The organism is Prevotella sp. LMAG:51, from assembly GCF_008680225.1.
Classification (GTDB): Bacteria; Bacteroidota; Bacteroidia; order Bacteroidales; family Bacteroidaceae; genus Prevotella; species Prevotella pectinovora.
The window spans coordinates 45,743-61,703 of sequence record NZ_NALQ01000003.1 but is presented as its reverse complement, the minus strand read 5'-3'; the positions used below and the strand labels follow the sequence as shown (position 1 = coordinate 61,703).

The following is a 15,961-nucleotide window of genomic DNA, read 5'->3' as shown; positions in this document are numbered from 1 at the left end:
TCGGGGAGCCCCTGCGGAGTCCCGCTTCAGAGCAGCAAGGCAATGATGCAGGATATATCTGAAAAACTATAATTAAATCAATAAAAACAAAATGCAAAACAAAGGAATTGTAATTGTACTGGCAGTCTTGATGACCCTTGCAAGCATCTTCTATTTGTCTTTCTCCGTTGCCACAAACTATTATGACAGCGAGGCAGCAAAGATAAAAGATCCTATTGCTCAGCAGGATTACAAAGACTCAGTGAAGTACCTCGGCATTTATTCCTACCAGAGATGTCTCGAAACCCAGATCGGTCTGGGTCTTGACTTGAAGGGCGGTATGAATGTTATCTTGGAGATTTCCGTTCCGGACGTAGTGGAGACACTGGCTGACCACAAGACAGACGCTGCCTTCGTGAAGTCTATGGAACAGGCTAAGAAGGAGGAAGAGACAAGTCAGAGCGACTTCATCTCTCTCTTCATCAAGTATTATCGTCAGAACGCACCTGGCCACCGCCTGGCAGAAATCTTTGCCACACAGCAGCTCAAGGGACAGGTAAGCACCCAGAGCTCCGACAAGGAGGTGGAGAAGGCTCTCCGCTCACAGGTGCAGTCGGCTATCGACAACTCATACAACGTCGTTCGCAACCGTATCGACAAGTTTGGTGTCGTACAGCCTAACATCCAGAAGCTCGAAGGCCAGGAAGGCCGCATCATGGTGGAAATGCCTGGTGTTCGTGAGCCTGAGCGTGTGCGCAAGCTCCTCCAGGGTAGCGCAAACCTTGAATTCTGGGAGACATACAACAGCGAGGAAATCACTCCTTACCTGCGCCAGCTCGACCAGACAATGGCTAACGGCGGCGAGGTGAAGAAAGACACCGCTGCCACTGAGAAGAAGGACGACGCTGCCGAGAAGGCTGAGGTTGCCGAGAAGACTTCTCCTGCCAAGCTCAAGGTCAACGCCAACAAGAACAGCGCTGCCAAGGCTGCTGCAAGCTCTGAGAGTGCACAGATGGCACAGGCAAAGAAGACAAATCCGCTTCTCGCAGTTCTGCAGCTCGCGCCACAGGGTTCTCTCAGCGTTGTTGGTTATGCCAACGTGCGCGACACTGCTGCCGTGAACAAGATTATCTATTCTGCTGCCGCAAAGCAGGTTCTGCCTTCTGACCTCAAGCTCCTTTGGGGTGCGAAGCCGGCTGACGGACTTTCTGTAAAGAACGTTTATGAGCTTTATGCACTGAAGGTTACACAGAGCAACGGCCATGCTCCGCTCGAAGGTGACGTGATCACCGACGCCAAGGATGAGTTCGACCAGATGAGCAACCGTCCAAGCGTAAGCATGTCGATGAACTCTGACGGTGCACGCCGCTGGGCTGAGATGACAAAGGCAAACATCAACAAGGCTATCGCCATCGTTCTCGACGGTGCCGTATATAGCGCACCTCGCGTAAACGGCGAGATTTCAGGCGGTAACTCTCAGATTACAGGTAACTTCACCATTGAGGATACCAAGGACTTGGCAAACACTCTGAAGTCCGGACGTATGCCTGCTCCGGCACGTATCGTGCAGGAAGACGTGGTTGGTCCTACACTCGGTGCACAGTCAATCCAGCAGGGTCTCATCTCATTCGCCGTGGCGTTCATCCTCTTGATGCTCTACATGGTTCTCATGTATGACTTCATCCCTGGTATGATGGCAAACTTTGCTTTGCTCGTCAACCTCTTCTTCACACTCGGAATCCTGACGTCGTTCCAGGCGGCGCTTACGATGCCTGGTATCGCCGGTATCGTATTGACGCTCGGTATGGCGGTCGACGCTAACGTGCTTATCTATGAACGTACGAAGGAGGAGCTTCGCAAGGGCAAGGCTCTGCGTGAGGCTATCAAGGCTGGTTACGGAAATGCCTTCTCGGCTATCTTCGACTCCAACCTCACCTCTATCATCACTGGTGTTATCCTGTTCGTATTCGGTACAGGTCCTGTACGTGGATTCGCCACTACTCTTATCATCGGTATCTGCTGCTCATTCTTCACCGCAGTATACCTCACACGCCTCGTTTACGAAAACCGCCTGGCTAAGGACAAGTGGCTGAAACAGAACTTCACCACACGTCTCTCCCGCAACTTCTTGCAGAACAACCACGTGGGCTTCATGAACATGTATAAGAAGACCTTCACAATAGTTGGTATTCTCATTGCAGTATTCGTGGTTAGCTTCTTCGTTCGCGGCTTGAGCAAGAGCATCGACTTCACCGGTGGTCGCAACTACGTTGTGAAACTGGAGAAGGCTGTTGAGCCGGAGGATGTGTCAAGAGCTCTGCAGACCTCGTTCCCTAACAGTTCTGTAAGCGCATTGGCATTGGGTACTGACCACAAGACAATCCGTATCTCTACCAACTACAAGATAGAGTCTAACAGCCCTACAATCGACGACGAGGTAGAGGAAATCCTCTTCAAGGCGTTGAGCAAGGAGGGTATGGTAACCCAGAAGAGCGTAGAGGCTTTCAAGAATCCTGACGTGCGTGCCGGTGGTTCCATCATCAGCAGTGCAAAGGTAGGTCCGTCGGTGGCTAAGGATATCACATACGGTGCTATCATCAGCGTCATCTTCGCCCTCATCGCCATCTTCCTCTACATTCTGTTGCGTTTCCGCAACTTGGCATTCTCTCTCGGAGCCAGCGTTGCCCTCGCAATCGATACTGTAGTGGTATTGGGCTTCTACTCACTCCTGTGGAACGTCGTTCCTTTCTCTCTCGAGATCGACCAGACGTTCATCGGAGCTATCCTTACCGTTATCGGTTACTCTATCAACGATAAGGTGGTGGTATTCGACCGTATCCGTGAGAACCTCGGCCTCTACAAGAAGCGCGACTTCTTCACGATATTCAACAACTCTCTGAATGAGACACTGGCCCGTACCGTGAACACCTCTCTCACTACATTGATCGTGTTGCTCTGTATCTTCATCCTCGGTGGTGACAACATCCGCAGCTTCGCGTTCGCAATGATTCTCGGTGTGATATTCGGTACTCTCTCATCTATCTTCGTTGCTGCTCCTATTGCCTACATGACATTGAGCCGCCGCGACAAAGGTCAGCGTGGAGACAAGGCTATCGAAGAGATGGCATAACGGCATCTCTCTGAAATAAGAACCTATCAGCATCACCCATGATCCGGAAGGATTGTGGGTGATGTTTTTTTTTGAGAAATAATCAAGCCCGACCTCTTTGTCCGTTTTTTTCATTACCTTTGTATCATATAAGCTGAAAAGCAACATATTGAATATAATCACAATTCTAATACCATACCGCAACATGCACACAAACGCAAGGTTTAGATCAATAATCCGTAGGTACGGGATGCTTGTCATTCTGTTTCTCGCCGTTTCTCTCTGCTCATCGGCACAAGAGGAGGCTACATCACAGCAACACGCCTGGCAGGCGATTATAGGCGAAATGATGGACGACAGCGACGAGGATTTGGCGCAGTGGGAATCCATGTACGATGCGCTGTGCGACCTCGAACAGTCGCCGGTTGACATCAACCACGCCACCCGCGAGGACCTTGAGCGCATACCATTCCTCAGCGATGACGAGGTGGCTGACATCCTGGAATATATATACCGAAACCAGGAGATGAAAACCACAGCCGAACTCGCCATGATACGGTCTCTGACATTCACCAACCGACGGCTGTTGCCATACTTCATAGTGATAACTCCCGTGGAGAAGCGCAGCTCACTGACGCTCAAAAACATCATCAAATACGGTGAGAACATCCTCACCGCCACCGGCAACATTCCTCTCTACGAGCGGAAAGGTGACAAAAACGGGTATATGGGATATAAATACCGCCACAGCATTCGCTACGAATACCGCTATACCGACAATTTCAGACTGGGCATCGTGGGAGCGCAGGATGCCGGCGAACCGTTTTTCTCTGGCCGCAACAGCATGGGCTACGACTTCTATTCATATTATCTCTCTATAAGGAAACTCGGACGCCTCAAGGCTCTCACTCTCGGACGCTACAAGGTGAAGATGGGAATGGGATTGCTCGTGAACAATGATTTCTCGATAGGAAAGACCACCTCAATGGCTTCCTTCAACAAGACGGGGACTGCTATCCGTCCGCATTCCTCACGGTCATCCGGCAACTATATGCAGGGCGGTGCCGCCACGGTGAGGATTTCTCCATGTCTCGATCTCACTGCTTTCGTATCATACCGGTATATCGACGCCACGCTGAACAACGACGACGGTTCTATAGCCACGATACTGAAGACTGGATACCACCGCACGGAGACGGAGATGAAGAAGAAAAACAACGCTTCGCAGTTTGCCGCCGGAGCGAACCTCTCGTTCATGAAGTCGCATTTCGTTGGCGGCGTGTCGGCATACTACACGAGCCTCGACAAGCGCCTCAGCCCAAACACCAATTCGCTTTACCGCAGATATTATCCCCATGGCGAACATTTCTATGGCATGAGCGTAGACTATGGCTACCGCAGCGGACTGTTCTCCTTCAGGGGAGAAACAGCAACGGGAAGCAGCCACGCATGGGCTACGATAAACACGATGTCATACCGCCTGGCGTCTAATTTCACCATGCGCCTCGTGCAGAGATATTATTCATACAAGTATTATTCGCTCTTCTCTCAAAGCTACAGCGACGGAGGAAGAGTGCAAAACGAAAGCGGAGTGTATGTGGGGGCTGACTGGAAGCCCTTTGGCGGTCTGCTGCTGAGCTATTACGCCGACGCAGCTTATTTCCCGTGGGCACGGTATCAGGCATCAACGGCATCACGTTCTTTCGACAACCTGTTTTCTGCCGTTTACACCACAGGACGCCTCACGCTGACAGGGCGCTACCGGCTGAAGAAACGGCAGAAAGACAATGCCGACAAGACGGCACTGATTTACAAGACAGACCAGCGTGCTCGCCTGGCGGCACTATACGATGGCGGCAGCTGGAGCATAAAGGCTCAGATAGACGGCACCACAACGGTATTCAAAGAGCGCAGCAACGGATATATGGCTTCTCTCGGCGGTGGCACCACGGCAATACGCCGCTTCGCCATCTACGCCACATGCGGATATTTCCACACCGACGATTACTACAGCAGCATATACAGCTATGAACGCGGCATGCTTTATGATTTCTCCTTCCCGTCGTATTACGGCGAAGGAATCCGCTATGCGCTCATCGTGAAGTATATGCCCACCAAGCGTCTATACGTGATGGCAAAGGCTGGCACGACCGATTATTTCGACCGTTCGCAAGTGGGAACGGCACTGCAACAGGTGGATGCATCATCTCTCACCGACATACAGTTGCAGCTGCGTTGGAAATTCTGAAATAATTTGGAGTTCCACAGATTGGAATCAATACAATAGTCCGAAACTCCATAACGGGAGTATATCACCATTTGCATATTCCATATCATCCCTCACCACAAAAGCATTTTCAACATCCCTTATTTGGCGGTGGCTTTTCTTTGCTCCTCCAATCTCAAAAGTATATTTACCTATGGCGAAGTCTGATACCTTGGAAGATGTAACATCACATGCCAGACGGGTCTGGTTGTAGAAGAACGTTTCCCTGACATTACCTATGTTGGCATTCTCGCCAGATATGGCATATATCAGATTGGTGTTGTCAAGATAAACCTTTTCCACCTTTCCCAAGCCTCTCATTCCGCCTGTCTCATCGCGCAACTGACCTATCATACCTGCCTTTTCCATATATAGCAGATAAGTAGGGATATCATTTCTGCTCACCTTTATTTCATTTGCCAGACCTGTAGCCTCCGGCTTGTAAGGCACATTACCGGCTATGATCGTCAGCATCCTACGTAATTTCTTACCCGTAGCTGGCGACATATTAGCAAACTGTGGTATGTCTACTTCCATAGTAAGGCGAACCACCTGTTGCAGTCTCTGCTGCACATAGCCTTCTTCTGCGAATGGATAATAGCCTTCACGCAAATACTTGTTGAACAATGGTATGGGATGGAGAATGCCTTCGATACGTGTATTGCCATCCAACACATCCTCAAGACTCCTGACTGGTGTCTTGATGCCATGAAACAATTCGAGGTATTCACGGAAAGACAGCCCCTGCATATCAAACAGTAATGCACGCCGACTCAAATCGGCTTCACCCTCAAGAATATCAAGTACTGAAGAACCAGTAAAGAATATATGCAGCTCTGGATGGGAATCATAAATCTGCTTCAATTCTCTCGACCAGCCGTCATATTTATGAACTTCGTCTATAAACAGCCATTTACCACCTTCTCTCACAAACTCGTCAGCTGTATCCACAAAGGTATGCGTGGTGAAATAACTGTGATCTGCCGATATGTAGAGAGTTTGTTGCTGATCTGCCTCTGCCATCTCCTTGATTCGCTGCAGTATCATTGTTGACTTACCGACACCACGCGGTCCCATCAACCCTACGAGCCTTGCCTCCCAAGGCAACTTCTCATACATATAGCGTTTGAAGTCTAAACTTACAAGACTTAACTGTTCGTTCATGAAGTTAACAAGTGTAATATCCATATCCGTATTATTTTTATACCGCCGAAGTTGGTTCCATAATAAAGTTTGCACTCTCCAAAGTGCATATAATACCACAAAATGCACCTTCCAAGGTGCACTTAATTACAAGAAATGCACCTTCAAAGGTGCATATTTCGGATTCATCTGCACTTTCCAAGGTGCAAACATAAGATTTTAAAATGGGAAAAGCAAGAAAATCGGGAGAAATTGTTGTTTATCCCAACACGACACGCTCCACATCGATATCCTCGTTGAGGAAGAGCTGTGCTGACTCACGAAACTTCTCTGCACTCTCTGTGGTAAGATAATGGCAGGTGCCGTGCTTGGAGCAGCGCATATCCATCTCAGGATGACGCATGAGATAGTCTTTAAGACTGTTGGCGACATATTCGCCCTGCGGCACGATGCGCACACCACGCGGCACATACTTCAGAATCTTGTTCAGAAGCAGCGGATAATGGGTGCAGCCGAGGATGATGGAGTCTATCTGCGGGTCGCGGCGCATCAGATTGCCGATGCGCTTTTCCACGAAATAGTCGGCACCTGGACTGTCATATTCGTTGTTTTCTATCAGCGGCACCCACATGGGGCATGGCTCTCCCGTCACGGTGATGTCGGGATAGAGCTTGTGTATCTCCATCACATAGCTCTCGCTCTTGATGGTTCCGGCGGTAGCAACGATGCCCACGTGGCGCGACTGCGTGATGCTGCCGATACATTCCGCCGTGGGACGTATCACGCCGAGCACACGGCGGTTGGGGTCTATCTGCGGCAGGTCATTCTGCTGTATCGACCGCAAGGCTTTGGCGGAGGCGGTGTTGCAGGCGAGGATGACGAGATGGCATCCCATGCTGAACAGTTTCTCCACTGCCTCACGAGTGAACTGATATACGATGTCGAACGACCGCGGACCATACGGAGCACGGGCGTTGTCGCCGAGATAGAGATAGTCGTACTGCGGCAGCAGCTGACGCATCTGATGAAGGATGGTCAGTCCGCCATAGCCGGAATCGAACACTCCGATAGGACCTGTTTTACCTGTAGATTCAATCATAGTAGTATGATGTTTATATGATTGCAAACCATAGTTGTTACGCAATTGTTCCCAATCAGTCTTATGGACCTTGGGGATTATTTCAGTGCGTCAGCGATTATCACGCTGATGTCATCGCCCTTGGTACTGTCAACATACGGGCAGGCGTCGCCGTCGGTATTCAGCACGAAGGCATAGCCACGCTCCATACCGATTTTCTTTACCGTTGCATTGAGCTTACGCTTGAGAGGAGCGAAGGCATCGTTTTCTGCCTGAGAGAGCAGACGCTTGGCTTCCTCCTTGAACTTCAGGTTCTTCTGCAACAGTTCCTGCAGCTCTGCCTGACGCTTGTCGAGGATGGCTGGAGCGAGGGTGCGCTGGTTCTCGAGAAAGTCCTCATATTTGGCGTTGAACTCGTCTTCTGCCTTCTTCAGTTCGTTGTCATACTGGTTGCGCAGCTTGTTCACATTGGTGGCAGCCAGCTCATAGTCGGGCATCGACTTTAGGGCTTCGCCATAACTGAAATAAGCGAACTTGAAATCCTGTGCCTCAGCAGCAAAAGCGAAGATGGCAACGAAGAGAAATAAGAAAATTCTTTTCATAATCTGATAGGTGTTGTTGATTTAAAGCAGAATGTGTCAAAAGCAAGGAGCGTTATAAGGCGCAGTCCTCTACTTTTGACACACTCCGTATGTAATATCTTCACGGTGACTGCACATGACAGACTTCAGACTTCCGTCATCCGCCTCATTCACTGTCCACCGTATTTGCGGTCTGTATTACTTCAGCTTGTTGAGCTCAGCCTTCACGTCAGCAGTAACGTCCTTGCTGAGAGTGTCGCTGATGTATGGAATACCGCTTGAGAGGTCCATGATGTAAACATAACCGCCAGCCTTGCCAACGTTCTTGATAGCGTTCTGGAGCTTTGTAACGATAGGCTGGAGCTTCTCGTTCTGGAGCTTCTGGATAGCCTGAGCGTTATCCTGCTGAGCCTGCTGGAACTTCTGGTAGAGGTCCTGCAGAGTAGCCTCTGTCTCCTTGCGCTTGGTATCGTTCATAGTAGCCTGAGTCTTGTCATACTCCTCAGCCTTCTTCTGGATTTCTGTCTGCATCTCCTTGAGCTGGTTGTCATAGACCTTTGCCTGACCCTCAACCTCAGCGCGTGCCTTAATGAACTCTGGCAGGCTCTCCATAACGGCCTGTGCGTTGACATGTCCGAACTTCTGTGCGAATGTTGCGATAGGAGCGAACAACATCAACATTAAAATCATTTTTTTCATTTTCGTTGTTTATTTGTTTTGTTATTAATATTATTCTTGTCTTTCCACCTTTTCTCTGTGCGGTGCAAATGTAATATGTTTTTTATTACCCACCAAATAATCCATCACTAAATCAGTTGGCTGAATATCCGAGCTTGGTAAGCACCTCATTGCTGATGTCCACCTTTGGCGAAGCGAAGATGATGCCGGTGTCTGAAGCACGGTCGAGCACGAGGGAATATCCGCGCAGCTCGCTGATGTCCTTCACGGCATTGTATATCTCCTCCTGTATAGGGGTCATCAGACTGGTGCGCTTCTTGAACAGTTCGCCTTCCGGTCCGAAATATTTCTTTTTCAGTTCGCTTGCCTCTTTCTCCTTGGCGAGGATGGCTTCCTGACGGGCTTTCTTCTGCTCCTGCGAAAGGAATACCGACTCGTTCTGATAGTTCTTGTAGAGCGTCTGCACCTCTGTGCCCATGGCGTCGACTTCTGCCTGCCATTTCTTTGCCACCTGAGAGAGCTGCTCGTTGGCACGCTCATAGGCAGGGATATTCTTGAGGATATACTCCATATCGACGAGAGCGAACTTCTGTGCGCTCATGCCCAATGCTGAAACCAGCATCACGGCGATAAACAATAGTTTCTTCATTGTGTTAATATTTTCTTTATCCATTATTTAGAACTCCTGACCAAGGATGAAGTGGAACTGCGATCCGCCTCTCTTATACGATGATCCGTTGAGCACCTTGTCGAAACCGTATGCCCAGTCGATACCCATCAGTCCCACCATCGGCAGATAGATACGCACACCGATACCGGCAGAGCGCTTCATGTCGAACGGGTTGAACTTCTTGGTGTCGCTCCAGGCGTTACCTGCCTCCACGAAGGTGAGCCCGTAGATTGTGGTGTTGCCGAGCAGGAACGGATAGCGAAGCTCCATGGTGAAGCGGTCGTAGGCATAGCTGTTGTATCCCACCGTACCGTTCTCGTATCCACGGAGTCCGATGGTCTCTTCTGCATAGCCTGAAGAGTATCCGCTCATACCGTCACCTCCCACATAGTATGTTTCGAATGGTGACTTCTTGTGCTTGTTGTATGATCCCAGGAGTCCCATCTCGGCGCGTGCCATGAGCACGAGACACTTCTGGCCATTGGTGAGGGCAGTGAAGGTACGTGCCTTGAACTTCCATTTGTGATACTCCACCCAACGGTATTTCTCCTGCTGCTCGTCCTTGTAGTTAGGCGACTGAGGGTCGGTGGCAAGGTTGGCATAGTCTTTCTTCTGGAACTTTGACCATGGCGGAGTGATTGTCACAGAAGCCTGGAACTCTGATCCACGACGTGGGAAGAGCTGGTTGTCGGTAGATGTTCTTGAGAGCGAGAGCGAGAAGTTGAGGTTGTTACAGTTACCGTCTGTCACGATGAAGTACTGCCAGTTCTTCAACATATATCTCTGGAACGACACCTCTGCCGAGAGGGTGAAGTAGTCGTCAGGCCAGCGCAGGCGCTTGCCCCATCCCACTGATATTCCGAACAGCTCCACATATTTGTCTGGGTCGAGATAGTTCTCGTAGTTATAGTTGTATGAGCTTCCGTATCCGTAGTGGTTGTAGTAATAGTTGTTCATCAGCGCACTGCTGTAGTAGTTGCTGTTCACGTCGGTCTGCTTTGAGAAGTATGCACCGACGGTGAACTGTATCGGTCGCTTGCCTCCGAACCAGTTTGTGGAATATGAAGCGTTATACGACTGATAGTATGAACCGTTGGTCTGGGCGCCGAGCGAGAGTGTCTCTCCGTCGCCGATAGGCATGATGCCGCGGTGCTCACGGTTTTTGTTGAACAGGTTGCGCATCGAGAAGTTGTTGAGCTTCAGTCCTACACGACCGATCACACCGGTCTGTCCCCATCCGAGCGAGAACTCCACCTGGTCGTTTGACTTCTGCACGAGGTCGTAGGAGATGTCCACGGTTCCTGTTTCGTAGTTCGGCTTCACGTCTGGCTGTATCTGCTCCGGGTCGAAATGTCCCATCGATGCGAGCTCACGGGCAGAACGCTGCAGGGCATCCTTCGAGAAGAGGTCGCCTGGCTTTGTGCGGAGCTCACGGCGTATCACGTTCTCATAGAGTCTTGTGTTGCCGTTGATGCGCACTCTGCTGATATGTGCCTGCTGTCCCTCGAAGATTCTCATCTCCAGGTCGATGGAGTCGCCCACGATGTTCACCTCTGTCGGCTGCAGGTTATAGAAGAGGTATCCGTCGTTCCAGTAGTTGTTGCCCACGGCGTCCTCATCTTCGCTGAGTCGTTTGCCGAGCAGCTTCTGGTTATACACATCGCCCTTCTTCATGCCGAGCACACGGTTGAGATAGTCGGTGGTGAATACGGTGTTGCCCACCCATGTGATGTTGCGGATATAGTATTTCTTTCCTTCTGTGACTTTCAGATATATGTTCACATGCTTGGGGTCGTTTTCCCACACGCTGTCTTCCAGTATTGCGGCATCGCGGTATCCCAGCTCGTAGTATTTGTCGAGCAGCGCCTGCTTGCCTTCCTTATATCTCTCCGGCGTGAACTTGGTGGCTTTCAGGAAGCTCGACAGTTTGCCTGCCTCACGGATCTTGCCGAGGGCGCCCTTTGAGAAGAGTCCACCCTTTATCTTCTTGGTAGACAGTTGTTTGTTGCCATCGATGATGATGTTTCTCACCTTTATCTTCTCCTTCTTGTCCACATCAACATTGAGGATGACCTGGTTCTTGTTGGAGATGTCGTCAATCTGGGTTATCGTTATCTCGGCATTGTTGAAGCCCTTGTCCTTGAAGTATTTCTCGGCGAGGGTCTTCGCTCTGTCGAGCATGTTTGGAGTTATCTGGCTGCCTTTAAGCAGTCCGAGTTTCGTCTCCATGTCTTCTCTTTCCGATTTCTTCACTCCCGTGTAGTTGATTACCGACACACGCGGACGGGTGGCAAGATAGAAATGCAGGAATATCTTGTCGCCGATGATGGAGTCGGCGGCTACGGTGACCTTTGAGAAGAGTCCATGGCGCCAGTATCTTTTCACGGCGTCGGTGATTTCCTGTCCCGGCACAGATATCTCCTGTCCCACGGTGAGTCCTGAGATACCTGTCAGCATATAGTCTTCGTATCCGTCCACGCCTGATACGGCGATGCCGGCGATGACGCAGTTGCGTGGTGATCCAGCGTATGTTATGTCTGGGTTTACGATCTTCTCCTGTGCACAGGCATCGGATGCCATTATCACCGCTGCTATGCACAACAGCACTTTCTTTAATAACTTATTCATCGTTGTTTATGTCGTATAATCTTTTGTCTTCTTGTTCTCCTGTTGCCTCAGTTTTTCTCCTGTTCCACCTGCTCCTCTGTCTTTCCGAAGCGTCGCTGCCTTGACTGGTAGCTGGCTATCGCCTTGTGAAGGTCTGCCTCGGCGAAGTCGGGCCAGTATGTGTCGCAGAAATAGAGTTCTGAATATGCTATCTGCCATAGCAGGTAGTTTGATATGCGCAGCTCTCCTCCGGTGCGTATCAGCAGGTCGGGGTCTGGCATGAAACTGGTGACGAGATGCTTGCTGATGAAGTCCTCGTTGATGTCGTCGGCCTTGGCTTTTCCTTCTGCCACGAGCGTTGATATCTCCTTCACCGCCTTCGTTATCTCCCATCTTGACGAGTAGCTGAGGGCTATGACCATTGTCATTGCCTTGTTGTCGGCGGTATGGTCTATGGTCTCCTGCAGTTTCTTCTGCACCTCCTCCGGCAGACGGTCGATGTCGCCGATCACCTGAAAGCGCACGTCGTTCTTCATGAACAGCTCGTCTTCCAGTGCCGTGAGCACGAGTCCCATGAGGGCTGCCACCTCGTCGGCAGGTCTGTTCCAGTTTTCTGTGGAGAATGTGTATAGCGTGAGGTATTTCACTCCGAGTCTCGTACACTCCGATGTTATTCTCCTCACCGATTCCACTCCGGCCTGATGTCCGTAGCTTCTTTCCTTTCCTCTTTCCGTAGCCCACCGTCCGTTACCATCCATGATGATGGCGATATGCTGCGGTATGCGCTCCATATCCAGGGGTATAATGTTCTGGTTGTCAGTCATATTTGTCACTGTTGCAAGTTCTACATTTCTGCATGAAGCTGTATGTCAGCGTCAGCTGCAGAGCCGAGTAGCAGTCGGTGTTTTTAAACAGTCCGCTACTCTTTATCATATAGGGGTCCTTCACTCCGTCGAGCTCATCGCTGAGGGAGAAATGGATTGCCCATTCCAGTCCGAGGTTCACCCGCTTTCCCAACTTGTATTTCACTCCCACTCCGAGCGGGAAGTTTCCGGTGAAGACGCTCTTGTCGCTTGTCTTCACGTATGTGGCTCCAAGACCGAGAAACACGAATGGCGTTAGCTTCTGCGCCCCTCTGTAGTCACGTCCCGTGCCATAGGGCCAGAAGTTGTATTCGTATGTCAGCGAGAGGTCCATCAGCGTGTTGCTGAAGCTGTATTTCTCCTGCTGATAGTCGGGATAGTATGTCTTCTCCCCGTCGGAGTCGCCTTTCAGCTTGCCGTAGAGGAGATTGAGTTTCAGTCCCATATATGGATTGAACACGCGGCGCAACACGAGGGATGCTCCGGGCTGTGCGTTCTTTGCCACGCTCCCGTTGAAGTCGCCCTCATAGCTCACCAGTCCCACACCGGCTCCTATCTCCATCTTATACATGTCGTCTTCCTGTGCCTGCATCGTCAGCGGCAGCAGGAGGAGCAGGAGAAGCAAAGCCCATCCTCGTTCCGCGAGCCTCATCACTCCTGCAGAGCGTGCTTCACGGGGCGCAGCATATAGGATATTCTGGATATGCGATGTTGTCATTTTATATGTTTTCTGCCTTCTGGGGCTGTATGTTCTTTACACCTTATTATATATTAGGCATGGCGTTCGGCAAACCGGCCTTTCGCCGGCTGGCGGATACCATATCCGCCCATGCTCTGTGAATTTCTAAAACGGTCACTCGCTGAAAGCCGTCTGTTCGGTCTTCCATCCGAGGCGGTTGATGCGCATTTTCCACACCTGTGCCGTAGAGGCACTGATTATCCACACGTTGTTGTATTTGTCTGTCGTCATGCTCAGCGTGTTGGGGTCCACGTCCTTCGGCATGTCGGCTGGCAGTGTGAAGAGTGTGCTCTTATGCCATGTCAGGCCCTGGTCTTTGCTGAAATAGAGCTGTGCGTATGGCTGTGCGGTGCTGCCGCCGAGTCCTGCGCCTCCGATGGCATAGAGTCTGCCGTCGTATCTCACCACTGATAGTCCTGCCATATTAGGCAGTTCCTTCTTGTAGTTTCCCTCATATAGCGACCATGAGTATGAGTCCTGTTCCTCGCTGTAGTCTTCAATCTTTCCCCACACCACGGCGGCGGTGTCTGCCTTGGCGGAATTTCCCACCATCACGAGTCGGTCCACGCCTTTATTCGTCGTCGAAGGCATGGTGCAGAAGCTGATGCTTCCGGTAGGCAGCAGGTTCTTGTCGCCGTCGAGTGCCACGTCGGTCCACACCTCGCCGTCTTTCGACGAAGCCATACCGTTCTGTGTGATGGCATAGAGTTTTGTTGCCGACGCTCCCACGAGCTGCTTCAGGTTTTCCACTCCCTGTGCATTCACGTTCTGCCATTCAGCTCCGTCTTTCGACTTGAACATAATGCCGTTGGTGAGCATATATATCCATCCGTCGAGTGTCGCCACATTCTTGTAGGCATCCGGCGAGAACACGGTATTCACGTTGGGCGTCACCGTGTTCCAACGGCTGTTGTCGTTGATTCCCTTGCGCATTACGAACGAGGTGGCTCCGTCGTTGACCATCGCAAACACGTTTTCGCCCATGGCGAAAATCTTCACTCCCTTGTATTTGCCGAGGTCTGGAAGGATGTTCGACACATCTTCTCTCTGCCACTCAAAGGAGTCTGCGAGCTCTTTGTGTACGCGGATTTCCACGTTATAGTCTCTGTATGACTGTCCGTCGGTGGAATACACCCTGAACACTCTCTTGTCTTTGAAGTCGATGGAATCGTTTCCGGTGAAATAATCGAGGGTGTCGCTTGCCATTCTCTTTACATACACCACTCCGGAATTCTTGCTCGCCAACGAGCATACAACCTTGCTCACGGCGGTACCTGCCGGCAGCGAGTCGGCATTGTATATCTCACGCTTCAGCTGGTCGATGGTGAACTTGTATTTGCTTCCGTCTACCGTTGTCGTGCTGTCGGTACCGTCGACGGTGGATTTCAATGCCTCACCTTTGTTGTTGAGGTATGTCCTCGTCAGCGTTCCAACGGAAAACGAGGTGAGGGCGGCATCGCCGTAATATGTAATTTTAATGCTGTCATCTTCGTCGTTGAGACATGAAGCGAGCATCATGACTCCTGCCAGAAGCAGCGTGATCGGGAATAAGTTTCGTTTCATAAGAGTCTTTTAGTGTAATTTAGCTGCAAATGTAGTCAGAATAATCGGAAAATCTACCTTATATAATGCTTTATTATATAAAATAACCGTTTTATTGAGTTTTTTTAGTCAATCGACGCACGATTCTTATGACACAAGCCGACTTTTACAGGTCTTTTAACCCAAATCGGCAATCTGAACTTGCTGGGAATTTGATTAGCACCTGATATCCGTTAATCCGTAAACAGCTGATCTCAGTGTATGATTAAAGAAAAAAAACTGGATAAACCATAAGGGTGATGAAGTCCAATCTTAACTCAATACCAATACCAACTACTCTGAATATTGCCATCAGCCCCCACCTAACCTCCCCCGAAGGATAACCCATTGACCTTCACCAAGGACAACCCATCCTGACCTTCACCAAGACAACCCATCCTGACCTTCACCAAGACAACCCATCCTGACCTTCCCAAGACAACCCATCCTGACCTTCCCAAAGGGAAGGAACAGATTACTCCGCCTAATGAACTTTAGCCCCCACCTAACCTCCCCCGTAGGGGAGGGACAGATACCCTTGACTACATGATAGCCGTTTGTAGTTGTCTGATTATCAATAGCAATAGTAACTGTCCCTCCCCTACGGGGGAGGCTAGGTGGGGCTGATGACAATATTCTGAGTAACAAGTTCCTTCCCTTTGGGAAG

At 50.3% G+C, this 15,961-nt stretch carries 11 protein-coding genes; 2 read left to right on the top strand and 9 right to left on the bottom strand.

The genetic code is table 11. The features are described 5' to 3' along the window. The first annotated feature begins 145 nt into the window (after nucleotides 1-145). Both secDF and CCC32_RS00425 read left to right on the top strand, forming a co-directional pair. Complete coding sequence (gene secDF / locus CCC32_RS00430; protein ID WP_394358833.1) at nucleotides 146-3,109, top strand: protein translocase subunit SecDF; 2,964 nt, start codon at nucleotides 146-148, stop codon at nucleotides 3,107-3,109. A gap of 148 nt (nucleotides 3,110-3,257) precedes the next feature. Then, on the top strand, nucleotides 3,258-5,336 hold the full coding sequence (locus CCC32_RS00425) for a ComEA family DNA-binding protein (RefSeq protein ID WP_287071423.1): 2,079 nt from the start codon (nucleotides 3,258-3,260) through the stop codon (nucleotides 5,334-5,336). Nucleotides 5,337-5,363: 27 nt separating this feature from the next. On the opposite strand, the gene CCC32_RS00420 is transcribed toward CCC32_RS00425, so the two are convergent. The 9 genes from CCC32_RS00420 to CCC32_RS00380 all read right to left on the bottom strand — a co-directional run bounded on the left by CCC32_RS00420 (nucleotide 5,364) and on the right by CCC32_RS00380 (nucleotide 15,276). After that, entirely contained in the window at nucleotides 5,364-6,542 is a 1,179-nt protein-coding gene (locus CCC32_RS00420; protein ID WP_042519125.1) for an ATP-binding protein, read from the bottom strand. 214 nt (nucleotides 6,543-6,756) lie between these two features. Next, nucleotides 6,757-7,596 (bottom strand): glutamate racemase, encoded by an 840-nt coding sequence (murI, locus tag CCC32_RS00415; RefSeq protein ID WP_022316704.1) that lies wholly within the window; start codon nucleotides 7,594-7,596, stop codon nucleotides 6,757-6,759. A 77-nt stretch (nucleotides 7,597-7,673) separates the two neighbouring features. Next, nucleotides 7,674-8,177: an OmpH/Skp family outer membrane protein gene (locus CCC32_RS00410; protein WP_022316703.1), complete on the bottom strand. Its 504-nt coding sequence runs from the start codon at nucleotides 8,175-8,177 to the stop codon at nucleotides 7,674-7,676. Between the two features lie 177 nt (nucleotides 8,178-8,354). After that, the gene (locus tag CCC32_RS00405) at nucleotides 8,355-8,855 is read right to left on the bottom strand and encodes an OmpH/Skp family outer membrane protein (RefSeq protein WP_022316702.1); all 501 of its coding nucleotides are present in this window, start codon (nucleotides 8,853-8,855) and stop codon (nucleotides 8,355-8,357) included. A 112-nt stretch (nucleotides 8,856-8,967) separates the two neighbouring features. After that, the gene (locus tag CCC32_RS00400; RefSeq protein ID WP_022316701.1) at nucleotides 8,968-9,483 is read right to left on the bottom strand and encodes an OmpH/Skp family outer membrane protein; all 516 of its coding nucleotides are present in this window, start codon (nucleotides 9,481-9,483) and stop codon (nucleotides 8,968-8,970) included. A 27-nt stretch (nucleotides 9,484-9,510) separates the two neighbouring features. Beyond that, the gene (locus CCC32_RS00395; RefSeq protein WP_287071418.1) at nucleotides 9,511-12,132 is read right to left on the bottom strand and encodes a BamA/OMP85 family outer membrane protein; all 2,622 of its coding nucleotides are present in this window, start codon (nucleotides 12,130-12,132) and stop codon (nucleotides 9,511-9,513) included. A 47-nt stretch (nucleotides 12,133-12,179) separates the two neighbouring features. Further along, nucleotides 12,180-12,935: an isoprenyl transferase gene (locus CCC32_RS00390; protein WP_042519133.1), complete on the bottom strand. Its 756-nt coding sequence runs from the start codon at nucleotides 12,933-12,935 to the stop codon at nucleotides 12,180-12,182. Beyond that, a complete protein-coding gene (gene porG, locus CCC32_RS00385; RefSeq protein ID WP_042519267.1) occupies nucleotides 12,928-13,626 on the bottom strand; it encodes a type IX secretion system protein PorG in 699 nt (232 codons plus the stop codon). Before porG ends, CCC32_RS00390 begins: the two co-directional genes overlap by 8 nt. Before the next feature lie 201 nt (nucleotides 13,627-13,827). Then, nucleotides 13,828-15,276, bottom strand: coding sequence for a DUF6242 domain-containing protein (locus tag CCC32_RS00380; RefSeq protein WP_287071412.1), 1,449 nt, complete (start codon nucleotides 15,274-15,276; stop codon nucleotides 13,828-13,830). Nucleotides 15,277-15,961 lie beyond the last annotated feature (685 nt).

Bases quoted from the DNA above. Each gene is read 5' to 3' on its own strand.
- CCC32_RS00405 (WP_022316702.1), bottom strand. From the start codon at position 8,855: ATGAAAAAAATGATTTTAATGTTGATGTTGTTCGCTCCTATCGCAACA.
- CCC32_RS00390 (WP_042519133.1), bottom strand. From the start codon at position 12,935: ATGACTGACAACCAGAACATTATACCCCTGGATATGGAGCGCATACCG.
- CCC32_RS00410 (WP_022316703.1), bottom strand. From the start codon at position 8,177: ATGAAAAGAATTTTCTTATTTCTCTTCGTTGCCATCTTCGCTTTTGCT.
- CCC32_RS00395 (WP_287071418.1), bottom strand. From the start codon at position 12,132: ATGAATAAGTTATTAAAGAAAGTGCTGTTGTGCATAGCAGCGGTGATA.
- murI (WP_022316704.1), bottom strand. From the start codon at position 7,596: ATGATTGAATCTACAGGTAAAACAGGTCCTATCGGAGTGTTCGATTCC.
- CCC32_RS00420 (WP_042519125.1), bottom strand. From the start codon at position 6,542: ATGGATATTACACTTGTTAACTTCATGAACGAACAGTTAAGTCTTGTA.
- CCC32_RS00380 (WP_287071412.1), bottom strand. From the start codon at position 15,276: ATGAAACGAAACTTATTCCCGATCACGCTGCTTCTGGCAGGAGTCATG.
- porG (WP_042519267.1), bottom strand. From the start codon at position 13,626: ATGAGGCTCGCGGAACGAGGATGGGCTTTGCTTCTCCTGCTCCTCCTG.
- CCC32_RS00400 (WP_022316701.1), bottom strand. From the start codon at position 9,483: ATGAAGAAACTATTGTTTATCGCCGTGATGCTGGTTTCAGCATTGGGC.